The 26706-nt window shown below is 45.4% G+C and carries 25 protein-coding genes; 14 read left to right on the top strand and 11 right to left on the bottom strand.

Going from position 1 to position 26706, the window contains the following annotated elements; all coding sequences use genetic code 11:
* Window positions 1-168: 168 nt before the first annotated feature.
* The 3 genes from H735_RS11450 to H735_RS11440 are packed head-to-tail and all read right to left on the bottom strand — an operon-like array spanning window position 169 to window position 3679.
* On the bottom strand, window positions 169-411 hold the full coding sequence (locus tag H735_RS11450) for a glutaredoxin family protein (RefSeq protein WP_005529518.1): 243 nt from the start codon (window positions 409-411) through the stop codon (window positions 169-171).
* A 25-nt stretch (window positions 412-436) separates the two neighbouring features.
* Window positions 437-1369 carry a ribonucleotide-diphosphate reductase subunit beta gene (locus H735_RS11445; protein WP_020195375.1) on the bottom strand — a complete coding sequence of 311 codons (933 nt, stop codon included), beginning with the start codon at window positions 1367-1369 and terminating at the stop codon, window positions 437-439.
* Window positions 1370-1420: 51 nt separating this feature from the next.
* On the bottom strand, window positions 1421-3679 hold the full coding sequence (locus H735_RS11440) for a ribonucleoside-diphosphate reductase subunit alpha (protein ID WP_020195376.1): 2259 nt from the start codon (window positions 3677-3679) through the stop codon (window positions 1421-1423).
* Window positions 3680-4144: 465 nt separating this feature from the next.
* On the opposite strand from H735_RS11440, the gene trhO reads away from it, so the two are divergent.
* Entirely contained in the window at window positions 4145-5125 is a 981-nt protein-coding gene (gene trhO, locus H735_RS11435; RefSeq protein WP_020195377.1) for an oxygen-dependent tRNA uridine(34) hydroxylase TrhO, read from the top strand.
* 79 nt (window positions 5126-5204) lie between these two features.
* Here the strand turns inward: trhO and H735_RS11430 are convergent, their stop codons facing one another.
* From H735_RS11430 to H735_RS11420, 3 genes are all read right to left on the bottom strand, one after another.
* Window positions 5205-6374, bottom strand: a complete 1170-nt coding sequence (locus tag H735_RS11430; RefSeq protein ID WP_020195378.1) for a DUF1501 domain-containing protein — start codon at window positions 6372-6374, stop codon at window positions 5205-5207.
* Window positions 6375-6382: 8 nt separating this feature from the next.
* The gene (locus H735_RS11425) at window positions 6383-7771 is read right to left on the bottom strand and encodes a DUF1800 domain-containing protein (protein ID WP_020195379.1); all 1389 of its coding nucleotides are present in this window, start codon (window positions 7769-7771) and stop codon (window positions 6383-6385) included.
* Between the two features lie 78 nt (window positions 7772-7849).
* On the bottom strand, window positions 7850-8155 hold the full coding sequence (locus H735_RS11420) for a DUF6482 family protein (protein WP_020195380.1): 306 nt from the start codon (window positions 8153-8155) through the stop codon (window positions 7850-7852).
* A 110-nt stretch (window positions 8156-8265) separates the two neighbouring features.
* On the opposite strand from H735_RS11420, the gene H735_RS11415 reads away from it, so the two are divergent.
* The 3 genes from H735_RS11415 (at window position 8266) to H735_RS11405 (ending at window position 11059) form a co-directional block, all read left to right on the top strand.
* Window positions 8266-9747: a cryptochrome/deoxyribodipyrimidine photo-lyase family protein gene (locus H735_RS11415; RefSeq protein WP_020195381.1), complete on the top strand. Its 1482-nt coding sequence runs from the start codon at window positions 8266-8268 to the stop codon at window positions 9745-9747.
* An 80-nt stretch (window positions 9748-9827) separates the two neighbouring features.
* Window positions 9828-10328, top strand: coding sequence for a fasciclin domain-containing protein (locus H735_RS11410; protein WP_020195382.1), 501 nt, complete (start codon window positions 9828-9830; stop codon window positions 10326-10328).
* Between the two features lie 41 nt (window positions 10329-10369).
* Window positions 10370-11059 (top strand): flavin reductase family protein, encoded by a 690-nt coding sequence (locus H735_RS11405; protein ID WP_020195383.1) that lies wholly within the window; start codon window positions 10370-10372, stop codon window positions 11057-11059.
* A 17-nt stretch (window positions 11060-11076) separates the two neighbouring features.
* Here the strand turns inward: H735_RS11405 and H735_RS11400 are convergent, their stop codons facing one another.
* Complete coding sequence (locus H735_RS11400; RefSeq protein WP_020195384.1) at window positions 11077-11949, bottom strand: patatin-like phospholipase family protein; 873 nt, start codon at window positions 11947-11949, stop codon at window positions 11077-11079.
* A gap of 184 nt (window positions 11950-12133) precedes the next feature.
* A complete protein-coding gene (locus H735_RS11395) occupies window positions 12134-12775 on the bottom strand; it encodes a MarC family protein (protein ID WP_005437917.1) in 642 nt (213 codons plus the stop codon).
* Window positions 12776-12987: 212 nt separating this feature from the next.
* Between H735_RS11395 and nfsA the strand changes: the two genes are divergently transcribed.
* The 4 genes from nfsA to H735_RS11375 all read left to right on the top strand — a co-directional run bounded on the left by nfsA (window position 12988) and on the right by H735_RS11375 (window position 18092).
* The gene (gene nfsA, locus H735_RS11390) at window positions 12988-13710 is read left to right on the top strand and encodes an oxygen-insensitive NADPH nitroreductase (protein ID WP_020195385.1); all 723 of its coding nucleotides are present in this window, start codon (window positions 12988-12990) and stop codon (window positions 13708-13710) included.
* A gap of 566 nt (window positions 13711-14276) precedes the next feature.
* The gene (locus tag H735_RS11385; RefSeq protein WP_020195386.1) at window positions 14277-15398 is read left to right on the top strand and encodes a polysaccharide export protein; all 1122 of its coding nucleotides are present in this window, start codon (window positions 14277-14279) and stop codon (window positions 15396-15398) included.
* Window positions 15399-15470: 72 nt separating this feature from the next.
* The gene (locus tag H735_RS11380; RefSeq protein ID WP_020195387.1) at window positions 15471-15911 is read left to right on the top strand and encodes an arsenate reductase/protein-tyrosine-phosphatase family protein; all 441 of its coding nucleotides are present in this window, start codon (window positions 15471-15473) and stop codon (window positions 15909-15911) included.
* Window positions 15912-15941: 30 nt separating this feature from the next.
* Window positions 15942-18092 (top strand): polysaccharide biosynthesis tyrosine autokinase, encoded by a 2151-nt coding sequence (locus H735_RS11375; protein WP_020195388.1) that lies wholly within the window; start codon window positions 15942-15944, stop codon window positions 18090-18092.
* Between the two features lie 115 nt (window positions 18093-18207).
* Here the strand turns inward: H735_RS11375 and H735_RS11370 are convergent, their stop codons facing one another.
* Entirely contained in the window at window positions 18208-18579 is a 372-nt protein-coding gene (locus tag H735_RS11370) for a hypothetical protein (RefSeq protein ID WP_020195389.1), read from the bottom strand.
* Window positions 18580-18583: 4 nt separating this feature from the next.
* Window positions 18584-18892, bottom strand: a complete 309-nt coding sequence (locus H735_RS11365) for a monooxygenase (RefSeq protein WP_020195390.1) — start codon at window positions 18890-18892, stop codon at window positions 18584-18586.
* Window positions 18893-19002: 110 nt separating this feature from the next.
* Between H735_RS11365 and H735_RS11360 the strand changes: the two genes are divergently transcribed.
* The 3 genes from H735_RS11360 (at window position 19003) to H735_RS11350 (ending at window position 22770) form a co-directional block, all read left to right on the top strand.
* Entirely contained in the window at window positions 19003-19893 is an 891-nt protein-coding gene (locus tag H735_RS11360; RefSeq protein WP_020195391.1) for a LysR family transcriptional regulator, read from the top strand.
* A gap of 138 nt (window positions 19894-20031) precedes the next feature.
* Window positions 20032-21231, top strand: a complete 1200-nt coding sequence (locus H735_RS11355) for an MFS transporter (RefSeq protein WP_020195392.1) — start codon at window positions 20032-20034, stop codon at window positions 21229-21231.
* Window positions 21232-21498: 267 nt separating this feature from the next.
* Window positions 21499-22770 (top strand): DUF1835 domain-containing protein, encoded by a 1272-nt coding sequence (locus H735_RS11350; RefSeq protein WP_020195393.1) that lies wholly within the window; start codon window positions 21499-21501, stop codon window positions 22768-22770.
* A gap of 17 nt (window positions 22771-22787) precedes the next feature.
* On the opposite strand, the gene H735_RS11345 is transcribed toward H735_RS11350, so the two are convergent.
* The gene (locus H735_RS11345) at window positions 22788-23384 is read right to left on the bottom strand and encodes a TetR/AcrR family transcriptional regulator (RefSeq protein ID WP_020195394.1); all 597 of its coding nucleotides are present in this window, start codon (window positions 23382-23384) and stop codon (window positions 22788-22790) included.
* A gap of 281 nt (window positions 23385-23665) precedes the next feature.
* On the opposite strand from H735_RS11345, the gene H735_RS11340 reads away from it, so the two are divergent.
* The 3 genes from H735_RS11340 to H735_RS11330 are packed head-to-tail and all read left to right on the top strand — an operon-like array spanning window position 23666 to window position 26683.
* Entirely contained in the window at window positions 23666-24472 is an 807-nt protein-coding gene (locus H735_RS11340; protein WP_020195395.1) for a hypothetical protein, read from the top strand.
* 12 nt (window positions 24473-24484) lie between these two features.
* The gene (locus H735_RS11335; RefSeq protein WP_020195396.1) at window positions 24485-25609 is read left to right on the top strand and encodes a BamA/TamA family outer membrane protein; all 1125 of its coding nucleotides are present in this window, start codon (window positions 24485-24487) and stop codon (window positions 25607-25609) included.
* Between the two features lie 9 nt (window positions 25610-25618).
* Complete coding sequence (locus tag H735_RS11330) at window positions 25619-26683, top strand: DUF4056 domain-containing protein (protein ID WP_020195397.1); 1065 nt, start codon at window positions 25619-25621, stop codon at window positions 26681-26683.
* The last annotated feature ends 23 nt before the right edge of the window (window positions 26684-26706 follow it).

Raw genomic sequence — 26706 nt, 5'->3', positions numbered from 1 at the left:
TAAGAAGTTTTAGGAATGTGAAGCGAATCAACAGTACAAATTTCGACCATTTATGTCGAGTACGTTTTCAACAGTTTTACGAGTTTTTACTGATAATTTGAACATCCACAAAATTTAAGTGGAAATAAAAATCCCCTTTTCTCAATAAAAGGGGATTCGATACCTAATTTAGAAAGCAGCGTTTTGCTCAAAAGCGAGTGCCGATTTTAAGCGACTGAAATCACCAATCGGTTCGCCATCAAGCATAAACTGTGGGTAGCTTCTTGCGGTTGGGAATAACTCGAACAAAGTTTCCCGATCAAACTCCACATCTAACTTGAGCGTTGCCACGTTAAAGCCCTGATTTTGTAACCACATTGCTGCGGTTTCACATTGGGAGCACTGCTCCTTGCTGTACATTTCTATTTTCATCACTCTTCTCTGCTATTCCTTACCGTTAGAAATCTGCATCAAAACTCAACTGGCGATCTTGAGGTCGTTTGTACTCAGTAACGCGTTTTTCGAAGAAGTTGGTTTTTCCTTCCATGTCCAGCAAACGCATGTAATCAAATGGGTTTTCAGCACCAAAGATCGGGTTGAAACCAAACAAGCCAGCGATAACATCGGCAGTGTGCTCAATGTATTGGCACATCAACTCAGCATTCATACCAATCAAGTCCACTGGTAAGGCTTCCGTTACAAACTCCTTCTCAATTGAAACCGCTTCTCGGCAAATCTCTTCAAACTCTTGTTGTGTCACCTTGCCTTGACCTAAGGTTTTGAATAGCAGCGCAGAGAAGCTAAAGTGCAACCCTTCATCACGAGCAATCAAGTCATTACTTGCTGCCAAACCAGCTAGCAAACCACGTTTACGGAAGTAATAAATGGCACAGAAGCTGCCAGCGAAGAACAAGCCTTCCACTAGACCAAAGGCGATCAAGCGCATTGCCAATGGTTTATCGGAAGAGATCCACTTCATTACCCACTCCGCCTTACGCTTCACGGTCGGGACGTTTTCAATCGCATTGAACAAGCGCTCACGCTCTTCAACATCGGGAATGTAAGTTTCGAGTTGCAGTGCGTAAGTCTCTGCGTGAATGACTTCATTAAATGCCTGCAAAGCAAGGAAACAGCGTGCTTCTGCAATTTCAATTTCGCCATAAAATCGAGTCAATAAGTTCTCGTTGATCATCCCCTCGCTCTGAGCAAAGAACGCCAACACATGTCGAATGAAGTGCTTTTCGCCTTCGGTAAGCTTGGCAAGATCAACAAGATCTTGAGCAAAATCGAGTTCTTCTGTCGTCCAGAAAGCCGCTTCGTGCGTTTTGTACGCTTGCCAAATCTCTTCGTATTGAATGGGGAACAAGCTAAATTTGTTTTTAACAATCATACCGTTTCCTTACTTTCGGTTGATGTGAATCTTTTAATTGACGAGGTAGGTTTATGCGCCGCAGTTTAGGCACTCTTCATCTTCGCTTTGCTGACCAACGGTGACTTTCACCGCATTCGTCGATGGCTTGGAGCGCAAGTAGTACATGCCGGTTTTTAGACCATGTTTCCACGCGTAGAAGTGCATCGCATTGATTTGGGCGAATGTTGGTGATGCGAGCCATAAGTTGAGGCTTTGCGATTGGCAAACAAACGGGGCACGAGCTGCCGACATATCAATGATCACTTTCTGAGAGATTTCCCACACGGTGCGATACACGGATTGAAGATCGTCTGGAATGGCATCAATGCCTTGTACTGAACCGTTATTGAGAATAATGGCGTCACGGATTTTGCTCGTCCAAAGACCGCGCTGTTCCAGATCGCTTACCAAGTGTTTGTTGATGATGATGAACTCACCCGACAAGGTTTGGCGTTTGTAGATATTGCTGGTTTGCGCTTCAAACGCTTCGTTGTTACCTAAAATTTGTGCTGTCGACGCCGTTGGCATTTGAGCAATCAGTAGCGAGTTACGCACACCATGCTCTGCGATTTCGCGCTTGAGCTGTGACCAATCCCAGCGGCTACTTGGTTGTTCACCCCACAGATCAAATTGGAGCTGACCATGACTGATCGGTGAGCCGTCATAACTGGAGTACGCGCCTTTTTGCACCGCGATTTCACAAGACGCTTCAAGGGAGGCGTGATACATGGTTTCCGCGATGTCACGGTTTAGCTGCAAGGCTTCTTCGCTATCGAATGGAAGGTGCATTTTGAAGAACACATCCGCCAAACCTTGAATACCCAAACCAACCGGACGATGCGCGTGGTTCGATTTTTCAATCTTATCGGTTGGGTGATAGTTCACATCGATAACGCGGTCGAGGTTCTTAATCGCGACTTTGGTGACTTGGTGAAGTTTATCGAAATCAAAACCCGTGTCTGTAACGAACTTAGGCAATGCCATAGACGCCAAGTTACAAGCCGCCGTTTCATCTGGCGTCGAGACTTCCATGATCTCTGCACACAAGTTACTCGACTTGATGGTACCGAGGTTTTTCTGATTCGACTTTTCATTACACGCGTCTTTGTAGAGCATGTACGGTGTTCCCGTCTCAGCTTGCGACTCAATGATTTGCGTCATCAATTGGCGGGCTTTGATGGTCTTCACGCCCAAGCCCATACGCTCGTATTCTTGGTACTTCTGAGTAAATTCAGCACCATATAAATCAGACAAGCCCTTGGTATTGTGAGGGCTAAATAGAGTCCATTCCGCGTCGTTTTCGACACGTTCCATGAACAAGTCTGGCACCCATAGAGCGAGGAACAAATCACGTGCGCGGAACTCTTCTTTACCGTGGTTCTTACGTAAATCGAGGAAGGATTCGATATCCGCATGCCAAGGTTCCAGATAAACCGCAAACGAACCCTTGCGCTTACCGCCACCTTGGTCGACATAGCGAGCAGTTTCATTGAAGACTTTCAGCATTGGCACGATGCCATTCGACACACCGTTAGTACCAATAATTGGCGCCCCAGTCGCTCGAATATTGTGGATGTGTAGCCCAATGCCACCCGCCGATTTAGAAATCAGCGCACAATCTTTTAGGGTGTCGTAAATGCCGTTGATGGAGTCTTCTTGCATCGCTAATAGGAAACACGAAGACAGTTGCTGCATCTTACAGCCAGCATTAAACAGCGTTGGTGTAGCGTGGGTGTAGTAGCCAAGACTGAGCAAATCGTATAGCTCTCTAATTTCTTCAAGATCGTCACCCGCGACAGCGACCGCTACACGCATGAACATATCTTGTGGTCGTTCAACCACCACACCTTTTACTTTCAACAAGTAGGAACGCTCGAGAGTTTTGTAGCCGAAGTAATCAAACTGATAGTCGCGTTTGTAGTCAATCATGTCTTCGAGCGCAAACTGATTCTTGGCAACAAAGTCGACGTAAGCATCGGAAAGAATACCGATTTCAGAGAGCTCACGTGTTGCAGTGGCGTATCCGCTGGTTTCTTTTTGCAGAGAACTCACCATCACGCGAGCAGCGAGCTTGGCATAATCAGGATGTTCCGTCGCAAGGCTTGCTGCCGTTTCAGCGAGGAACACATCGATTTCCGTCACCTTAATGCCGTCGTACAAACCGCTTACCACGCGTTGTGCAACCGCAATAGGTTCAACTTTTAGTCCATCAGCCAGCGCTTCGGCTCTTCGAGTCACCTTATCTAGACTGGCTTTTTCTTTCCGTCCATCTCGTTTTGTAACGTCCATAATCTATATCTTGTGTGTAGTTTAAATGTTGAGCACCATATGTACGCAATAGATCTAGATGATAATAGTTATCATTACAAGTATGTTTTTTAAAAGTTAGAACTGACGATAGAGAGGGTAAGGAAACATATTGACACCGACACCAAGCTCGACAGGAACTGCAATCAGAGACGAGCACCACAAACCTGATAAAGTGATGAATTTTTCCACAAAGCTTTAATTTTCATTAACTTAGTTAATTTCTAGAAAAGAATAACAAGTGTGATCTGGTTCAAATTTTCATACCCTTTAATTTCCAATGCTACGCGCTGAAATTTGTTGAAAAAATCGCTGGGGCAACGTGACTAAAAATATCCGCATAGTTTGTCCGTATTTCCGACTAAATTACTCAGGTATACTCCGAGCCGCTAAAATTGTTAGGTATCGAGCCGTCGAACCATTGACCCTTTAAAGTAAGGAATAATCATGAGTCAGTATGTTGTCTGCGCCCTGTATAAGTTTGTGGAACTGAAAAACTACCAAGAGTTACGCGAGCCATTGCTTGCCCTAATGGAAGCCCACGGTGTACATGGAACGTTGCTACTGGCGAGTGAAGGTATTAACGGTACGGTAGCAGCGAAACGCGAAGGTATTGATACACTGCTTGCATGGCTAAATGCCGAGCCTCGCCTTACTGGTATTGTTTACAAAGAGTCGTACTCAGATACTCAGCCGTTTAACCGCACCAAAGTAAAGCTAAAGAAAGAGATCGTGACATTGGGCGTTGAAGGCATCGATCCTCGCCATGTCGTTGGCACCTACGTGAAGCCGCAAGATTGGAACGATCTGATTGCTGATCCTGAAGTATTTGTGGTTGATACTCGTAATGACTATGAAATTGAGATCGGAACATTTAAAGGTGCAGTTAACCCAAATACTGACACGTTCCGCGAGTTTCCTGACTATGTAAAACAAAACATGGATCCAGAGAAACACAAAAAGGTCGCGATGTTCTGTACGGGTGGTATTCGCTGTGAAAAGTCGACCGCTTACATGAAAGAGCAGGGTTTTGATGAGGTGTACCACCTAGAAGGCGGTATTCTGAAATACCTTGAAGAAGTACCAGAAGAAGAAAGCTTGTGGGAAGGCGACTGCTATGTATTCGACGGTCGCGTTGCGGTGAACCACCAACTAGAAAAAGCGGACTACGACTTGTGTAATGCTTGCCGACTACCCATCACAGAAGAAGACAAACAATCAGAGCAGTTTGAGCAAGGCGTAAGCTGCCCGAAGTGTTTTGGTAAACACAGTGAAGAACAGGTAGCACGCTTCCGCGAACGTGAAAAGCAAGTGTCGTTAGCTGCGGTTCGTGGCGAGCAACACGTCGGCGGTGAGAGTGCCAAACAACGTGAGCAACGACGCGCAGAAAAACTGGCAAAGAAAGACGCGCAACGCAAACAAGCGTAAGATTCAAACACATTAATCAAAAACGCCCCGTTTCTGGCTTAGAGACGGGGGCGTTTTTGTTATCGTTGGAAGGTAAAAACTAAGATGTTCTGATTAGGCCTGCGTAAGCTTTATCTGAGCCGCTGTCAGGAAATACGCTTTCTAGCGCACTCGATTCTATGCTCATGTGTTGCTGTAGAACGGCTTTGATCACCGCCCTCATATCATTAGCAGGGGCTAAGTCACGCCCTTCATAGAGCTCAGCTTGGGCAAGCCCCGGGAATTCTCCCAATACTTTGCCTCCTTCAATGGCTCCACCAGCAATAAACATGGCGTTTGCTGTTCCATGATCGGTGCCTTTGGTTCCGTTTTCCGCTGCGGTGCGTCCAAATTCACTTGCCGCCATCACCACGGTTTTCGACCAGTTATCCCCTAACGCTTTCTTTAGGTTGGCAAGACCGTTATCCAATTTACGCAATTGATTGGCAAGCCTCCCTGTTTCTGCGCCTTGGCCAGCATGAGTATCCCACCCTCCCAGTTCCAATACCGCGATGTTTGGACCGCCTTCAGCTGAGAGAAAAGTTCCCGCTTGAGACGCCAACACAGGAAACTGCTTACCGGGACGATTTCGATTCGACATCATTTCAATCTTCAGCGCTTCTTCAAAATTACTCGCAAGCTTCTCATCACTTTGAAACAACGCCTCTAGCAGCTCCACTTGGCTGTCTCTCGCTTGCAAATTGTTTGGATACCAACTGCTGACTGCCTTCTCTCCTTGAACAATCAAAGGTAACCCTGAATCGATCGCCAAACCTTTCGACTTGACATCCAGTTGCAGCAATCGGTTTAACCACCCATCACGATGTAACGGATTGTCTGTACCGTTTTCTAACACCTTTTGCCCATCAAAATGAGAGCGCTCACGATACGCGGTGGCACAAGCGTGCACCATCGCCATCTGCTTATCTTGATACCACTCGAAGCTGGTTTTCATCGCCGGATGCAAACCATAAAAATCGTCGAGTTTATTCAGTTTTTCTGTTGCTAAACCAATCGTCGGACGGAGAGCTAAATACTGCTTATCAGCATAAGGAACCACAACGTTTAACCCATCCATCGCACCACGCAGAGTAATCCAAACAAAGATATTTGGAGAGCTAGATTGAGCAAAGACTGCATTAGGCAACAAGCTTGTTGCGCCCACGGCTAAAGCGGATTTTAAAAATTGTCGACGAGTCGATGTTAAGTTCGTTTGTTTATCTATTGTCATCACTCACCTCATCGATACTGAAATTGCGGGCTAAGCCAAAGTAGAGAAAGCTTCATCTCTGCCGATGGGGCTTTGTTCATCACCAACCTTGTGTGTTCATCTAGCGCATTGCCGTAGAGTTGTTGGCTAATTTGCTCAACAAAAGCTTGTGGTTTCGCACCTTGGGACTTGGCACTTTTAACCGCCAACCGAGCGATTCGATTCGCTAACTGCCACCGCTGAGTTAGCGCCGAAGGACTGTTGTAATCCGCGTCTTTATCTGGCCAACCAGCAGGAGAACCCGCCATAAAAGGAGGCTGACCTAAGCTTCTTTGCGCACCAAGTAATTTATTCCCCGATTTGCTCATTTGCATGTCATTCGATTCGGTAAAACGGACATCAGCACTGCGCAAAACCGCGAATAACCACTCTTGAGAAGTGCGAAAACGCACCGCTTCTGCCGATTGGCTCAAAGCGCTTTGAATCAACAATCGATAAACCGGAAGCAAATCCCCTTTACCTTTTAGGTAAGCTTGGCTAAGCGGTTCAACCAAGCCTTCACCGGACGGCCCTAGGAAATGCTGTGCCAACTTACGTGCAATATGTTTTGCGGTATCAGGGTGAAGCGCAAGATCTCTCAAACACGCTCGTCCTTGTTCAATACCTTGCTGAGAATAGCGCTTGCCAAGCAGGGTTATCGAGCCTGGCTCATGGGTTCTTGAATTAAATTGGAAACCAACTTTTGGTGCTTTGAATCCAACACTCCAGCCAGTAATGGCTTTTGACAGTTCAATCACGTCTTGTTGTGTATATTGGCTATCAACACCAAGCGTGTGCAGCTCCATGATTTCTCGCGCGAGATTTTCATTGAGCCCTTTACCCTGTTTGAGCCCTTGCTTGGAGTTCGGCCCTACCGACAAGTTGTTATCCAGAAACATCAGCATGGTTGGGTGCTGACTCACCGCTAAGAGCATCTCGACAAAGTTGCCATTCCAGTGTTCTCGAATCACTTCATTTTCGACGCTTGCCACAATCGGACGTACCTTTCGGGTGTCTGCCGATATAGCAAAATGGTTGCTCCAAAATTGAATTAAGCGTTCCTGAAATCCATATGGAGTGTGCAACGTCTGTTGGTTGCGAGCCTCGACTTGTCGCAAATATTGCTCACGAAAAAACGCACCGATTTGCTTTTGCACTTCACGCTTTTTGGTTGGGGATTGTTTGAGCTCTCGTTTGGTTTCATTGAGCTTTCTCAGTTCCAACAACACTTCGTTTGTACTCGGTAACTTGGTTATTGCTTCATGCCAATAAGTCTTACTGCTTAGTTGCTTTTCTAAACTTGGCGAACTGTGTTGATAAAGGGGCCCAAAACCGAACCGCTGCTCAGAGATAATGTCTTGAGTTGGGTAATACTGCATAGCCGTTTCCGTGTGATGCTTTATGTCAGTCTAGCAAGCATCACATGGCGTCGAGTTCAATTTTTGGTTATTTCTCAGTCAGTAAAGCTGGTTATCACGCAGAGGAACCTCTAATTCATTAGTACCATCTTTGGATGACTGTCCAACCATTTCGTCATAGGCACTTTGTTGGCGAAGCACCTGCTTTTTCGCTTTCAAGTGACGACATTGCTTTTGCAACTCCAGTATCGAATGCGCTCTTAAAAATTTGCCTTTATCGTCGGTAACAAAGTGTTCCTCTCCATCGACCAAGACGGATACTTGATACAGAGCGAGATCGAGAGAGTGGATAACAAGCTTGTCGATATAGAAGAATTTTTCCAATTTACTGAGTGGCATAGACATAAAGCACCTCCTTGCTCCGTGCCTTTACGTCAACATCAATAAAATCGATCACTGAGTGAGAAATATGCCCCGCAAATACGTAGAAATCGAAAAAACAAGCGAGGGGCACAATGCAAACAATCAACTTAGTGTGGTTAAAACGCGATTTACGCCTGACCGATCATACGCCTTTACAACACGCTTTATCTTCAGAACATCCAACTGTGCTGCTTTATATTGTCGAACCCATGTTACTGGATGACCCACATTACTCTGCTCGTCACTGGCGTTTTATTTGGCAATCACTCCAAGATATGAACGAAACACTCTCGGCTCGTGGCCATCAAGTGTCCGTAATGTCGGGTAGCGTAATAGATTGCCTCAGCGCGATTCAGAACCAGTTCAACATCAATGCTATTTTCTCCCACCAAGAAATCGGATTGGATTGTACGTTTGAACGAGATAAACAAGTATCAGAATGGCTTCAATCACAAGGGGTTCCGTGGCGCGAATTTGAACATGGCGCCGTCATTCGAGGAGCAATAGACCGACTCGGCTGGGATAAGCATTGGGATACGGTTATGCGAGCAGAGATTGAAGATATAGACCTTGAAAGTGCTTCTCTTGTTACCCTCGATGCCGAAGCTCTTGGTTATTCGTTTACGCCCCCACCCTCTTGGTTGGAAAAAATAAAAGGGATGCAAACGGGCGGAAGTTCGCTCGCTTGGCAAACCATGGAAGACTTTTTTCAACGTCGGGGACGAGATTATTACCGAAGTATTTCCAGCCCGACGGCATCTCGAACTGCATGCACTCGCCTCTCTCCCTATCTTGCATGGGGCAATATATCGCTTCGAGAAGTGTACCAATACCTGCTGCAACATTGGCAAGTGGCTGGGTTTCGTCGCAGCTTAATAGCACTGTCTTCGAGATTGCATTGGCATTGTCACTTTATGCAGAAGTTTGAATCCGAATGCGAAATGGAGTCTCGTTGTGTCAATAAGGCTTATGAGCCTTTATTACAGCAAGCAAGCGTCAGAGATAAAACACTCTTGGACGCTTGGAAGTCAGGCACAACCGGGATTCCACTCATCGATGCTTGCATGCGTTGCCTTCATCACACCGGATACATCAACTTTCGTATGCGCGCGATGTTGGTGAGTTTTTTAACGCATCATATGAACATGGATTGGCGCGATGGCGTCACTCACTTAGCTCAGTTGTTCCTCGACTTTGAACCGGGTATCCATTACCCACAATTTCAAATGCAAGCAGGAGTGACCGGCACCAATACGATTCGCATCTACAATCCGACGAAACAAGCACAAGAGCACGATGCTGACGGTGAGTTCATTCATAAATGGATTCCAGAACTTGCAATGGTTCCTACTCCCTTGTTGTTTGAACCATGGAAAATGACCGCAATGGAAACCGTCATGTACCAACTGGATCCCGATTCCCGATATCTCGCGCCCGTCGTAAATGTAGAGGCAAGCGCAAAAGCAGCAAGAGAGCGATTGTGGGCATGGCGCAAACGCACAGAAGTGAAAGTAGAAGGGGCGAGAATTTTGGCACAACACGTTCGGCCTTCGAACAAAAAGAAAGCCAGTTGATCGTCTAGAAAAAAGCTTGCGTACAAACAGGGACTTTTATCAGGGAGAGAGCGGTACCCAAACAACGAAAGGAATGCACTATGTTGAAACGTATTTTGGTTACGACCACGGTTTTGTTTGCCACCTTTTCATTTTTACTGCCAGCAAAAGCCCACGAACACGGAATGATGAAAGAAGACATCGTTGATGTGGCTGTTGCAAATGGCTCTTTCAATACTCTGGTAGCAGCAGTCAAAGCCGCAGGCTTAGTGGATACACTGAAAGGTGAAGGCCCATTTACTGTGTTTGCACCGACTGACGAAGCATTTGCTAAGCTTCCAGATGGCACGGTGGATATGTTGCTGATGCCAGATAACAAAGACAAGTTGGTCGCGATTCTTACTTACCATGTGGTTCCGGGGAAAGTGATGGCCGCAGACGTAGTGAAAATGGATAAAGCGACGACAGTCCAAGGGCAAGACGTGATGATCAAAACCATGGGCGATAACGTGATGATCAATAACGCTACCGTGATTGCTACCGACGTCAAAGCAAAGAATGGCGTGATTCATGTAATTGATGAAGTCATCATGCCGAAATAAAATCAACAAGGAGGGCGGGTTCACCCGCCCCTTTCAAGGATATGGAAAACATCAAACTCTCGAAGCACGACATTCAAGCGATGGAGCAACGCCAACGCACCCGATTGATTAACTCTCTCGCGGGATACAAAAGCGCTAACCTCATCGGCACAAGGGACAGGCAGGGGCAAGAGAACCTTGCTGTGGTGAGCTCGGTGGTTCATTTGGGCTCGCATCCACCTCTCTTTGGCTTTATCGTTCGTCCACGCAAAAGTCGCCGTCACACGCTAGAAAACATCCTCGATACCAAGCATTTCACCATCAACGCTATCGGCGTCGACTTTGTGCAAAAAGCCCATCAAACCTCCGCGCGCTACCCAAAGCATATCTCAGAGTTTGAAGCTGTAGGCCTCACACCTTATTACGATGATGTATTTCCTGCGCCTTTTGTTCTTGAAAGTAACCTCAAGATGGGCCTGGCTTTGAGAGAGCACATCAGAATTGAGAGTAATCAAACAGAGATGCTGATCGGTGAAGTGTTAATGGTGCACGCACCGGAAAGAGCGATCATGCCAGATGGTTATCTTGATTTGGAACTGCTCGACTTGGTGACCATTTCCGGGCTAGACAGCTACCACGTGACACAGCGCCTACATCGGTTAAGTTATGCCAAACCTGACTCTCGTCTGTTCCCATTAACAAGAGAAGGAGAACCTTCATCTTGGGGAGCGCTTGAAGTCGATTTGGACTAACTCCTCATACTCGAGAACTAAGTACAAAAATGGCAGTTTTCTCTGTCTAAGCCGTGTTCACCAGCCCGGTTGGTAAGGTGAGCGCGTCCTGCTTCCAACCCCATTTCATAGCCTTCGAGCAAGACAGATTGACGCATAGACAATCGCTGAACGTTGAATTCATCTGGCGGAGCAACCACGCGAACACGAGTACCTTTGGGAGGATTGCGAGTAAACTCAAGCGACTCATTATAGTTCTCTGAGCGATGAAGCATAGCCTCTGCCATTTGAGGATGTTCAGCAAACAACTTCTTCATTAACCAAGGCGTCTTCACTGGCTTTTTCTCATAAGCCAAAGGATGAGAAAGAACTACCGTGATATCACGAGCACCACGTCGATAGGCTTCTCGTACAGGAATGGAATCCGCCACACCACCATCGGTATAGCAACCACCGGAGAAACACGGAGTATGTTTGTAAGCAATAGGCAGAGCGGTTGTTGCTTCCATCGCATTGTGGAAGTTATGACGATTCACTCGGTAGTAATCCGCTTTACCTGTATTGATGTTCGTCGTTGCCGCTAAGAAAGGAATGCCTTCAAACAGTTTCGCTTCATCGACTGGGTACAAACGATTTGACTCTTCAAATAACCATTTCACGTCGATCAAATCTCCACCTTTCAAAAAGCGGGTAGGATCGAAAAAGCGTTTGCTGGTTGCTAATTTAGTGATGACGTTGATGCTACGGTGCGGGTAATCAGTTAGATAACCGATCAAGTTTGAAGCCCCAGCTGATACGCCAATCGCAAAATCAAATGGTTTGTAGTCTTGCTCTAAGAATGCATCTAATACGCCGCTGGCAAAGACGCCACGCATTGCGCCACCTTCGACTACGATTGCTTTTGTTGCCATGTTTCCCCCCCCAATAAAGACGTTAAAAAGATTACTGAAATTCGTGCTACAGCAACAATCGGTTATTCTTATTATTGAGATAGGCGAAGTCTATGTGTTTCTTGCACTTTAAGTGGAAACTTAGGATCAAAAAATCCACATCAACCAAAGCGTTGATGTGGATTTTTAGTCGTTCAATCAGAGATTACGCAAAGACGGTTTTATACGCCTCGGCAGCACCTTCAATAAACATTTGTGTGCCAATCACCGCAAGGATCAAACCCATCATTTTAGTGATCACATTCAGTGCACTTGGACCAACGGCTTTCACTAATTTGTCACCAAACAAAAACAGAACATAAGTCATCACACAAAGGACTGCGAATGAAGCAATGGTAATGATGGTTTCGGTGATTCCACCCGTTGTTGCAAAATTCATCGCCGTCGCAAGTGTTCCTGGCCCCGCCAATATCGGCATTGCTAATGGTGAAACGGCAATGCTCAACGCGGCTTGTTCTTGCTCCGGTGAATAAGCCTTTTCCTTGGTCTTCTTGTGTGTCGATTCCCCTTGCAACATGTGGAAGCCGATGAGGAATACCAAGATACCGCCAGTAATGCGCAGTGCGTAAAGGGTAATACCAAATAGGTCGAAGATGACTTTGCCAGCAATAGCGAACACTGCAACGATAACAAAGGCGATAAATACAGAGCGAAACGCAATTGAGCGCACGGTTTGCTTGTCTTCATCCGCTGTCAGGCTTAAGAAGATAGGGATATTTGCGATTGGGTTCATGATGGCAAAAAAGCCCATGAATACAGTGACAGTATGAAGTATCAGTTCTTTCATGTTTTCTACATTTGGTAAGTTATTGATTATTAAAAATCATTATATACCCAACTTTATAAATAACGTCACTTTATGTTCACTGTACTTTCCAAGCGCCTCACCTTTTGCTCACCGCCACGGTTTGGAGCGCATGCTAGTTTACGCTCAATATAAATAGCGTTATGGTGAAGATTCAGCCAATACTAAGAACAAACTAAGGAAGTTGATTGATCATGAACAGTACGATTGAAACCATTCTCGGTCATCGCTCTATTCGTAAGTTCACCTCTGAGCCTATTGCAAGTGAACAACTACAAACGATTCTCCAATCTGGATTAGCCGCCTCTTCTTCTAGCATGCTGCAAGTGGTCTCTGTCATTCGTGTGACAGACGCAGAAAAGCGCAAACTGCTAGCACAATACGCGGGCAATCAGGCTTATGTTGAAAGTGCCGCAGAATTTTTAGTGTTTTGTATTGATTACCAGCGTCACACGACCATCAACCCAGACGTTCAAGCCGACTTTACTGAACTAACCCTGATTGGCGCTGTAGATTCCGGCATCATGGCGCAAAACTGTTTATTAGCCGCCGAGTCTATGGGCTTAGGTGGCGTATACATTGGTGGTTTAAGAAACAGTGCTGCACAGATCGATGAGCTACTCGGTTTACCTAAAAACGTCGCGATCCTGTTTGGTATGTGTTTGGGTCATCCAGATCAAAACCCTGAAGTAAAACCACGCCTACCCGTTAACGTTATTGTCCACGAAAACCAATACCAAGCGCTGAATGTAGACGATGTGCAAGCCTACGATCAAACCATGCAAGAGTACTACGCGAGCCGCACAAGCAATCAAAAGCAGAGTGCATGGTCACAAGAAACCGCCGGAAAACTATCTGGTGAGTCTCGCCCGCACATCCTGCCTTATCTAAATAGTAAGGGATTGGCTAAGCGATAATGAGAAAGTTTGTTTAATCAATCAAAGATCAAAAAAGGCCTCGAATGAGGCCTTTTTCACTAGAAACCATTCATGCCATTTTCCACACATGGCATTAGCATCGAAGTCTGACCATCTTCGGTTTTATTTTTGTCAAAACCATAACAAACCCATATTGACTGAGAAGAAAAAACAAGATCTAAATCACAATGCACGACAAAATAAATAAATTTTATCTTTAGATATACCGCATTTATAACTAATTGAATTTTACGAAAACACGCAATTTGTGAGCTGATATTAAAAATCAGAGCCAATTAATAAAGCTCTTCATCAAATAAACCCCGCCAGACCTCATAAACATAAAAAATAGCTATATATCACTAGCATTTTATCAATTTATCGTCTATTGCCCCGACAAACGAATTTCCTTAGAGTGCGCTCGCCGGATGCAACCCGTTTTCTATTGAGCATTCTATAAATTAAAATAAATAATAAAGCTTAATGAGTAATCGTGTTGTTATTTCCTATGAAAACATTGTTGCCTCAGCAACATCCTCTTTTACGTCAGATGAATGAAAAAACGAATGAACGTCAACCATACAAAGCTAGGCAGTTTGCTCCTTTCCTCTGTGCTTCTTACTGGATGTACAGTACCGGGCAGTCACTTATCCACGAGTGGTAAGCACATCATTGAAGACGGCAGCACCAATGCAGCTGCCGTCTTCAATGTATTTCCACTGACTCTTGTTAAAGTCTCACAGTTAAAAAGCTCGGATATCGAAACCAAAGCGAACCCAACGCTTGACCATCAACTCGCGGCTTACGAGTATGAAGTTGGTCCTGGCGATATTCTAAATATCACTATTTGGGATCACTCTGAACTTACTATTCCTGCTGGTTCTTATCGCAGCTCTGCGGAAGCTGGTAACTGGGTACATACAGATGGCACCATTTTTTACCCCTACATAGGAATCGTTGAAGTCGCAGGAAAAAACGTTCGCCAAATTCGAACAGATATCTCCAAAAAATTGGCTAAATACATCGAGAGTCCTCAAGTCGATGTCAGTGTTGCCGCATTTCGTTCAAAAAAATCTTACGTCACTGGCGAAGTAAACAAGCCAGGGCAACAACCGATCACCAATATCCCACTCACGCTTCTTGATGCAGTTAACCGCGCAGGCGGTCTAGCAGAAGAAGCGGATTGGCGTAACGTTACACTGACACACCAAGGCAAAGTCGAAAACATTTCTCTCTATGCACTAATACAAGAGGGTGACCTTACTGAAAACCGATTGCTTCAACCTGGTGACATTGTGCATGTACCAAGAAATGACACTCAAAAAGTGTTCGTTATGGGTGAAGTCAACGATCCGAAGCTACTAAAAATGGATCGCGCAGGCATGAGTTTGACCGAAGCTTTGAGCAATGTTGGTGGTATCAACCAACTTTCTGCGGATGCAACTGGCGTTTTTGTCATCAGAAAATCTCAAGACCATCAAGCAATGGGCGACATTTACCAACTTGATGTCTCTGACGCAGCAGCGTTAGTGATTGGTACTGAATTCGACCTAGAGCCTTATGACATTGTTTATGTCACTGCGGCACCAGTCAGCCGTTGGAACCGTGTCATTGCACAACTAGTACCGACGATTTCAGGCTTCAACGAGCTTACAGAAGGTGTCCTTCGTGTAAGAAATTGGCCTTAGTTCAAGTATTCTTGACAGGGCTTATCCCGAACAGATAAGCCTTGTCGAAAAATTATTGATAGGGAATTAATCATGTTTTCAAACATTCTTGTTGTGTGTGTAGGTAACATTTGCCGTTCTCCGACGGGAGAGCGGGTACTTCAACAACTTCTTCCTAGTAAAACTATTTCTTCAGCAGGTATTGCCGTTGAGAAAAGCCGCCTGACTGGAAAATCAGCGGATGAGACAGCAAAACTGATCGCGTCAGAAAAAGGTTTCTCTCTCGAGAATCACCAAGCGCAACAACTTACTGCGCAGCTCTGTGTAAAACAAGATCTTATCTTGGTAATGGAACATGGTCATATCGATGCATTAACTGAGATCGTTCCAGAAGCAAGAGGCAAAACTATGTTGTTTGGGCATTGGATGAACTCTGTCGACATTCCAGATCCATACAGACAAAGTAGAGAAGCGTTTGATCATGCATATTCTCTGATTGAGCAATCCGCTCAGGCTTGGGCAAAAAAACTATAACTTCAGATTATTTGGCGAAATAGAAAAACAATGGCTAACCAAACTATAAGTTCATCTGCACCAACCGATGATGAAATCGATCTCGGTAAACTGTTTGGCATATTAATAGATGCGAAATGGTTCATCATTGGCATTACGCTTCTCTTTGCTACGATGGGTATTGCCGTAGCGTTGCTATCGACGCCAATTTATAAAGCGGATGCGTTGATTCAAATTGAACAGAAAAGCTCTGGTGGCATTTCTGCAATGGTCGGGGACATGGGTGACCTATTTGCAGCAGAATCTTCAGCGACCACAGAGATTGAAATCATTAAGTCTCGTATGATCTTGGGCGATACCGTTGACAAGTTTAACTTAACAACGATTGCCACTCCGGAATATCTTCCTTTTATAGGCAAAGGACTCGCTCGAATCAATGGCACTCAGAATTACATTTCAGTATCAAGTTTCGTCATCCCTCGAACCGCACAAGGTTTCAAACATCACCTTGTGGTAACGGATGCTAAGAAAGGTACTTTTGATCTGATGATTGAAGATCAAGTGGCGCTTTCTGGCGTTGTTGGCCAGACTATAGAAATGAATGGTTACCACATAAAAGTTCGTGAGTTAGTTGCACAAAACGAAGACACTTTTTCAATCAGTAAAATCAGCAAGCTTGATGCCATCAACAGACTCGCTTCACAACTATCAATTTCAGAGCGTGGTGCCAAAACAGGTATTGTGTCACTGAGTATCGAAGGCGAATACCCTGAGCGTAACCAGCAAATCTTGAACGATGTTGTTCAAAACTATTTCCTGCAGAATGTGAGAAGAAACTCAGCAGAAGCCGAACAAAGTTTAAACTTCCTCAAAGATCACTTACCTGAAATCAAAGATAAGCTAAATGGCTCAGAAGATGTACTGAATCGATTTAGACAAGAAAACGAGTCTATCGACTTAAACCTTGAAGCACAATCGACACTCAAAGTGATGGTCGCTCTTGAAGCGCAACTGAACGAACTGACATTCAAAGAAAGTGAAATCAGCCAGAAGTTCACGCAGGATCACCCAGCATACAAGTCACTACTGGATAAGCGCCAGACATTACTACAAGAAAAAGATCATTTGAACCGCCAAGTTCAGAAGCTGCCAAAAACACAGCGTGAAGTCTTACGTATGACGCGTGATGTCGAAGTGAACCAACAAATTTACATCCAGCTTCTAAACAAGGTTCAAGAACTGAACATTATCAAAGCGGGTACCGTTGGTAATGTACGTATTATCGACAGTGCACAGTCTTACGCCATTCCCGTGAAGCCTAAGAAACCTCTTATTGTTGTTCTAGCAACACTATTAGGCGGAATGGTGGCCGTTGCTTTCGTTCTGGTTAAAACTGCTTTCCACCGCGGCGTCACTTCCCCAGATGAGATTGAACAAACGGGGATTTCCGTTTACGCAAGTGTTCCTAAGTCTGTACAACAGCTGGAAGTCGCTAACAAGCTTAAGCGCAAGAGTAACAAAGACCTACTGCTACTAGCAGAAGAAAACCCCGCAGATCTTTCGATTGAAGCATTACGGGGACTTCGTACTAGCCTTCATTTTGCGATGATGGAAGCGAAAAACAACGTACTGATGATCTCTGGTCCAGCGCCTTCAATTGGTAAAACATTCGTATCGACAAACTTTGCAGCAGTAGCGGCCAAGACAGGTCAAAAGGTTCTGCTAGTCGATGCAGACATGCGTAAAGGTTACTTGCAGCAATGTTTTGGTCTGACGGCTGATAACGGTCTTTCTGATTTCTTAAGCGGCAAGATTGCTCAAGAGACGGTGATCAAACAGACTAAAGTTGAAAACTTGAACGTTATTACTCGTGGTCAAGTACCACCAAACCCTTCCGAGCTTTTGATGCACCCACGATTTGTTGAGTTTGTAGAAAAAGCGTCGCAAGAGTATGACCTAGTGATCATCGATACACCGCCAGTATTGGCAGTGACTGACCCTAGTATCGTTGGTGCGATTGCAGGTACCACTCTGATGGTTGCTCGATTTGACCAAACGACATCGAAAGAGCTAGAAGTCGCTCGTAGCCGATTTGAACAATCGGGTGTCGAAGTGAAAGGCGTCATTCTAAATGCAATAGAGAAGAAAGCCGCAAGCTCATACGGTTATGGTTATTACAACTACGCCTACAAGAGCGAGTAATAGCGTTACGCTCAAATAATTTAAACATAATTGTGTATAGCCATTAAATAGAAACACAAAGCCCCACTATTATCGCGGGGCTTTTTTATTTGTGCTGCAGGAACCGATTTTATTCTTATTGCTTCTTCCATTGAAGAAAAGTGAGCACACTCAATAGCAAGAAAAAAGCAGGGTCACTCCAACCAAAACCAACGAACACGCCTGTAATACCAGCGTAAGTGGTGATCACCACGCCTAAGAGATTCGTGACCAGCAGCGCTTTGAACAGTTGTTTCGCCATGTTGCCAGATTCAACATCACGCAGCATCAAACTGACCGCAGCAATCCCACCTAAAAAGATCGACGTATGCTGCGATAAAAACAGCGCATATTGGTCGTTAATTTGTACGCCATACATCGGCCACATCATGGTTGGCACAAAAAATAGTGCAAAAGCGAATACCGTATATATGACACCATGAACGGTTAGAAAGGTGCGGTTAGTCATAATGTTACTCTCCGATTGGACCTTGGTTGATAGTGCTCAGTGGTGCGTTGATATCAAATATCTGCCCTCTTACTTCTTCAACACCCATCTGTTTCAAACGAGCAGTGTGCATTTCGAGATAAGCTTGCGCCGTTGCTTTATCTTCAAAAAGATAGATGCCGCCGCCAAGTTTGTCTTTCTCGCTTTCCGTCCAGATCTTCCAAATCATGCCTGGCTCTTGGTTAATTGACTGAGCTAAGTCTACCAGTGCGTTCGACATCTCTTCACCAAATGGGCCATGAAATTCAAAATCAACTTGCAGTAATTTCGCCATCTTGAGTCTCCTCTTCTTTTTTGACTCGCTTTCGATGAGAGGATTATTGCCTTTATAAAACTGACAAAAAAGTTCATAATTTTGCCATTACCTGTCGAAAAAACTGACCAATGAGACTCAAAACAACCCTAGAGCAGTGGCAAACATTACAAGCGATTGAACAAGCTGGAAGTATTCAGTCAGCCGCAGTGACGCTCAATAAAAGCCACACTACGCTGATCTATTCAGTGAAAAAGCTCGAGGACCAACTGGGCATCAAACTGATAGAAGTGAAGGGTCGAAAGGCTGGATTAACCGAACACGGTAAGACTATGTTGCGCCGCGCGCAGTCTATGCTCGAACAAGCTCATGAACTGGAAATGATCAGTGAACAGTTAAGTAATGGTGTGGAATCGCAAATTACAGTGGCGATCGATCATCTGTGCGATCCAAGTTGGCTCTATGCACCACTTAGTAAATTTTTGGCACAAAACAGCACTACCTCCGTTCAGGTCGTGGAAACTTCGCTAAGTAAAACCACCGATATGGTGGTCAATGAGTTAGCAGATATCGCCATTATCAATCTTCCGATCACCAACCACCCAGCCGAAGCATTTGGCACAACAACCATGGTGCCCGTTATTGCAGTTGAGCACCCATTGGCAAAGAAAGAGCACGTTTCACTGGCTGATTTTGCGACCACCAGCCAAATTGTGGTTCGAGATCTAGGTGAGTCAGACAAGGCAAAACGAGACGTGGGCTGGTTGCGCGCACGTCAAAGAATCACGGTGGATAATTTCGACCATGCTTTTAGAGCGGTAGAACAAGGCGTTGGCTTCTGCCGACTCCCTAAACATCTCGTAGAGTATCGCCACAGTGCAGGCATTAAGGTATTAGACCTTGAACACTCAAACCAATATCAAGTCGCACTGCACCTCACACTACCTAAAGGGGCGAAAAGTGGACCAGCCGCTCTTGCCCTCTATCAAACACTACTTGATAGTGCAAAAGACCGCATTTAACTGGCCACATAACTATTGTCAAAACCACAAAAGTCATTTGTGTTAAGTGCTATTTTTCGCAAAGGCTAACTTCCTCATACTCTCCCTCACTGATAGCGCTCCTGAGACGTGCGCTTGAACAAAATGAGAGAGTAAATTATGCCAATCGCATTATTAGCATTAACCCTAAGCGCCTTTGCAATAGGGACAACTGAGTTTGTTATCGTTGGATTAATTCCAACCATGGCAGCAGACCTTAACGTTTCTTTACCTTCTGCTGGTTTGCTGGTGAGTTTGTACGCATTGGGCGTGGCTATTGGCGCGCCCGTATTAACTGCACTTACGAGCAAGATGAATCGCAAGCATGTGCTTCTCGCTGTGATGGGCTTGTTCGTTGTCGGTAACCTGTTGGCTTGGCAAGCTCCGGGTTACAACACTCTAATTGCCGCACGTATTTTAACGGGCTTGGCTCACGGCGTGTTCTTCTCTATCGGTTCGACGATCGCCACTGGTTTGGTGTCCAAAGAAAAAGCGGCAAGTGCCATTGCAATTATGTTCACTGGTCTAACCGTTGCTCTAGTGACTGGTGTGCCTCTGGGTACTTACATCGGGCAACATTTTGGTTGGGAAACCACATTCTTGATTGTGGCCATTCTTGGTTTGATTGCCTTAGTCGGTAGCGCTTTACTTGTTCCAAACAACTTGAAGCAAGACGCGACGGCTTCTTTAAAAGATCAGCTTAAAGTACTCACCCAACCTCGTTTGTTATTGGTTTATGCCATTACTGCGCTAGGTTACGGCGGCACCTTTACCGCGTTCACTTATCTTGCGCCAATTTTGGAGCAGGTATCGGGCTTTGATGCAAGTGCGGTTGGTTTGATCATGCTGGTGTATGGTGTCTCCGTAGCGGTGGGTAACATCCAAGGTGGCAAAATGGCAGACAAATTTGGCCCCGTAAAAGCATTGACGATCATCTTTGCTGGTTTAGCCGCGATCTTGTTTGTACTCAACTTTACCGCATACAACCCAATTGCTGCTGTGATTACTATTTTGGTTTGGGGTGCATTTGCTTTCGGTAATGTACCTGGGCTGCAAGTTTATGTAGTAAAACTGGCAGAGAAATACACACCTAATGCCGTTGATGTTGCTTCAGGTTTGAATATCGCCGCCTTTAACGTAGGTATTGCGCTCGGTTCATGGAGTGGTGGTTTGATCGTAGAGCGAGCTGGCTTAATGAATACGCCATGGGTCGGTGGTGTAGTTGTTATCTCTGCACTTCTATTGACTCGCTTAAGCGGCGCGTTAGATAAGCGCGAAAACAAGCAAGTTCAACAAACAGCTTGCACTGAGCTTGCATAAACAATCCTTTAAAGCCCTAACATAAACGTTGGGGCTTTTTTATGTGAGATCAAAAGCAGTTTTGCTTGTTTATATGATTCTAAGTTGCGAACCCCATTTCGATTACATACCATTGAAACAGCTCAAGCCTAAAGCACCCAACACTCGCGGAAAGAACTCGGTTCATGGCAACTCAACTTCCCTGCTTTCGTTAGCTGGAACAATCTGTTTTTACCTTCTTTTTAACTTCTAATAAGGCGAGTGTGGAAGAGATAAGAAAGGTGAAAAATGCAATCTCACAATAGCTTCTCTATTAACCTTAACCAACAAAAGTCTGTCGCGAAAAGGCGCTTAAAAGCAATTCGCCACAATGACACCAACGCGCTTGAACAGGTTAAACAGTTTCATTCCAAACCAGAGGCCCTCACGCCAGAGTCTATCCAACTTGCAGATGTTCAACACGCCCTAGCTAGAGAGCTTGGCTTACCCAGTTGGAGCAAGTTAAAAGCTCATGTGGAAGAACTAGAAAGTCACAAGCTCGCCATCAATAACCAAGCAAATCCACTTGATGCTGAACTAAACACGCTGCATGTCCGCTGGGGGCACGACATTCAGCAGCAACTGAAGACATGTGGGTTCGAAGGTGACTTTTTACCCATGATTGATCCATTGTGCATCGGTCCCATTCCGAGCAATGAAAAAGGCTTTGTCGCTATTCGAGCACAATATGTTGTGGACGCATTACTGCCTGTTATGGGGAGAAAAGACTCGGTGCAAGAGGTGGCGCAGTTTGAGCAAGGCAACATCCATACCCTGCTCGATCAGCAATACGAACGTATCGTTTTTTGGGTCGAACATGATGCCTACGACCAATTCATGCTACTTCGAGGGCTCTCTCTGCTAGAGGAAACCGAAAGCAAAATCATTGAGATCATCGAATTCAATCAGTTTCCGGGAACTGAGCGGTTTATTGGCTTCGGGCAACTCCCTGCTGAAGCGATTCGCTCCTGTTGGCAGCATAGAAAGCCAGTGACAGCGAAGCTTTTTAGCCAAGCCAAACGCTGCTGGCAAGCCTTGCAAGCGCCAACACCACAACCACTCGTTAATCTATTGGAACAACATGAACTAGATTGTTTGCCGAACATCAAAGCAGTGATGAAACGACATCTTCAAGAACTGCCGCACTCAGAATCAGGATTAAGCTTCACACAACATTTGGCTTTGCAGATATTGAACGAGCAAAATGAACCAATCAAAGTGAAAGATTGGTTTCATAAGTACCAACAACAAGAACCAATCCCCACTCTTGGTGATGTCATGTTCTATGCATTACTGCTACCACTCGCGCAAGCAGAAAACCCACTGTTTACTGTTGATTCATTGGATAAGAATTGGTGGGAACAACAAGTGAATATCAGCGAGAACGGCCGTGAATGCCTTAATGGACACTCAATTTTCTTACAAGATTACTGGGTAGGCGGAATCCATAATCAAGTGAATAGCGGCTGGACATGGAACCACATCCAGCTCTCATCGTTACATCACTTAATCACGGCTTAGGTAATGAAGCGTAGAAGCTAGCAACGGTAACCATCGAAAAACAGCGTGAGAATATCTTCGACGATTTTCTTGCGCTGCTCGGCACTAGGCACTGCTTGATTGGCAACCAATTGTGGCCACAAGCAGTTCCCCTTTAATAAGCACATCAACATACAGCTCATCAATGCTGGGTCGAGCGCTTTGACCTTGTTATCCGCAATAGCCTCTGTAAACCAGTTCTCCAACAGCTCATCTTGGCGTTGAAGTTGATGTAAGTAGTTCTCTGCCAGCTCTGGTGTGCGCATAAATTCACTGATGACCATTTTGGCCAATGGCAAGCCGAAGTCCTCATACATGGAATCCAGTTTTGCATGCAGATAAGTTCTAAGCTGGGTTTCGACATCAATGTCTGATGTGTACTTAAGCTGTAAACGCGCACGCTGAGTTTCGAGCACAGTTTGAATAGACTCGATAAACAACACGTCTTTGCTTTCAAAATGGCGATACAAGGTGCGCTTTGACGTCCCTGCTCGCTCACATACTCTGTCCATATTGGCACAACTGAAACCGTGCTCAATAAACTCCTGTTGAGCCGCTTCAATCAGCGCTAAGCGTTTTTTTTCTGACAGTTTCATCGCTCTAGATTCACCAACCTCATGTAAGTGGACGCAGAGTATAGCGCACAATAATCAAAAGTATACTTTGAAGTTTACTTTTTTAATTTTAGGAGTAAGATGCGCTCGCCGAAGTTAAGATCCTAAGAAAAATTTCAAAATAGAATCACTCTTAACTCACGCTGTGGCGCTTTGTCTGTCAGATAAAGCTGTGATTTTTCCGTGACACAAACTCCAGAGTCGATGCCCTTATTACAAGGCCCCTGGTGTTGTTGTGATCGTCACGTTTAATGAAGTAACTTATGAAATTACGCTCCTTGCTCGTTGCCGTTTCCTGCATACTTAGTGGTGCGGCAAACGCTGATTCGATTTCTCTGCCAATCTGGAAAGATAAAGCAGAAGCACTCGGTTATGACTTACCAAAACCCTTTGGCGTCAACCTGAGCTATATGAGTATGGAACAAGGCATCAACGTCGACTCCATTTCTCTGAGTGGATTACATGGCTTAGAAAAACTATTAAAAATGGAAGCCAGCGGGGGTAAACAAGCCAGCGATGTCATGACACTTCGTGGTGACGTTTGGTTGTTCCCATTCTTAAATGTTTATGGCTTGGTGGGTACGCTAGATGGCTATTCAGAAACCAATGTTAAAGTCAGCCTGCTTGGCAAGCAGTTGGGCGAATTCCCTTTCCGTCTCGATCTCGATGGTTACACCTATGGTGGTGGCTTCGTATTAGCGGGAGGCTACGACCAACTGTTTGCTCTTGTTGATGCCAGTTACACCCAAACGAATTTGAATGTTATCGATGGCGCTATCGATGCGATAGTCGTGTCTCCACGAGTCGGTTACGACTTCCATAAAAATGGCATCCCTTTGCGTTTCTGGGTCGGTGCCATGTACCAAAACGTTGAACAAGAATTATCGGGAACATTAAAACAAGCTGGCATCAATCTCTCTGGTCGCTTTGACGTTAAGCAACGCTTGGAATCTGAGTGGAACACCCTTGCCGGCATGCAATACCAGATTAATGAAGACTGGTACTTATTGGGCGAAGCTGGCTTTGGCGACCGTCAAAGTATCTTCTTCTCTCTCGATCGCCGTTTCTAAGGTAAAGAGAAGATGAAAGCTTCTTATCCCCTAGTCATTGCAGCACTGTTTTGCACACCACACGTTTTTGCTATGCAGCAAGACGAAAGCAGTTTGGTGGATGACATCCTAACCAAACTAGGCTCTAGCGAAACCGTGGATGAATCGAAATTGATCGACTGGGGCATCTTACCGGGACCATTCGTCAATCCAGAGCAAGGGTTTGGCATCGGCGTTGCCGCGGTGGGCTTGTATACCCCTTATGACTGGCAGAAAGGCGATCCGTACTCAACCGTCACCGTCACATCTTACGGTTCAACTTCCGGCTCTTACGGCTTGGGGTTAAACAACCGCACCTATTTGAAGGGTGACAAAGTACGTCTACTTGGTGAAGCGTGGATCAGCCATACTCCCGGATACTATTGGGGTATCGGCAGCCAAGCTGCTGAGAACGACAGTAAAAAAGTGCAATACGAAGGCCAACGATTACAGCTGAGCCCAAAAGTCGCCGTAGAAATTGCGCCAAATACTTACGCCAAACTCGGCTGGCAGTGGCAATCATTCAATAAAGTAGACGGTGTCGATGGCGATATTCTGCCTTCAGAAGTCACCAATGCCACCAGCAGCGGTGTGTTACTCGGGATGGAATACGATACGCGCGATTTCGAGCCGAACCCAATGCGAGGGCAGTTTCTTGATATTGAATGGATTGCCAACCGCGATTCACTAGGTAGTGATGAAGACTACGACAATCTCGTGGCCAACTATCGTCTCTATCAACAATGGTCAAACAGTACCATCATCGCGATGGAAGTTTACTCGCAATCGATTTTTGGTAATGCCCCTTGGTTTGATTACGCCCAGTTAGGTGATGACCAACGCATGCGTGGTTACTACCAAGGACAATATCGCGACAAACATCAACTCTCCACACAAATAGAAATCCGCCACACCATTGCTGGTCGTCATGGTGTTGTGGGTTGGTTGGGTGCAGGCAATATCGCACCAACTTATCACGACTTATTCGTAAGCAGTTGGCTACCAACTGTCGGGGTTGGTTATCGATTTGCCTTTAAGGCACGTATTAACGTGCGCGTCGATTTAGGGGTAGGTAAAGACAGCACCGGTTTTTATTTCCAAATTAATGAAGCATTCTAGGAGTAGGGTTTGAAGAAAGCAGCACTATTACTACTAAGCCTTTGTAGTGGGTTTGTCCAAGCACAAGAATTGAAAGCACCGGTTGGCGTCAGGCCATGCTGTGCCTTCGGTGTAGACCTCAAAGCGCAACTAGGAAGCGTACCTGTTCCTTTCTTCTCCCTTGAGAATGTCTTGTCCAGCACCGAAGTAGGTACTCACCACTATAACGATGGCAGTGAATCGGTGCCAGGCAGTCTGCTTGGATTAAATGAAGAAGCGAATGGAATAATCTTTACTGAGCTTGGTGGGTTTATTGATACGGCACACGTTCGTGACACGGCTGATTACACCTACTATTTGTTTACTCTCAACCAACATTATCTCGGCCGCGCAGCGCATCTGGATTTACCAGAAGAACTTCGTATTCGCCGCATTCGTTGGTATGAACAAAAAGAGAAGCTCAGTGAAGAAGAGAAGCTCGACCGCAGCGCTCAGGCAGCAGCGCTAACGGCATTTCGTCTTGCTCAATGGCACGAGATCGCGCAGTGGTTTGGCATGGTGTCGGTGAGTGGCTTTAAAGAACTGGCGTCCGCCTTCTCATCCGAAGACCTCTACTCCAACATGCTTGGTGCCAACTTAGCCAAGCAAGTACTGTTGGATAATCCAGAACTCGATCAAAAGGGCTTTTCTCAAGCCATGGATAGCGCTTTTAAACAAGCCTTAAAAGAGTTAAAAGCACAGCCGAAATCCGTCGCTAAACAGAAAATTCAGCAGCTTGATGGCGATTGGTGGGACAGTTCAAGACGCCTACCGGATAAGTGGGTAGTGCGTTTCCGCGATTATCATATGGCATTGAGTTTGACGCCAAACTACCCAGGCGCAAACCATGAACTTTCATTGTCTAACACCTTTGATGATCAACAAGCAATCGACCAATGGATGAGTGTCGAGTTTAGAGCAAGCGACAATGAAAAAGCGTTTTCTGCACTACCTAAGTCATTGACCTCAAAATCAATTTGGACACCCGCAGATTATCAGCAGATTTCAGATTTTGCTCGTGCCATCGACGAACAGACTCGCCCACCGCTGAAGTAATTTCGCAATCAGCAAGTGAATAA

Source organism: Vibrio owensii CAIM 1854 = LMG 25443 (assembly GCF_000817815.1).
Taxonomy (GTDB): Bacteria; Pseudomonadota; Gammaproteobacteria; order Enterobacterales; family Vibrionaceae; genus Vibrio; species Vibrio owensii.
This window is presented reverse-complemented; position numbering and strand designations above follow the sequence as displayed.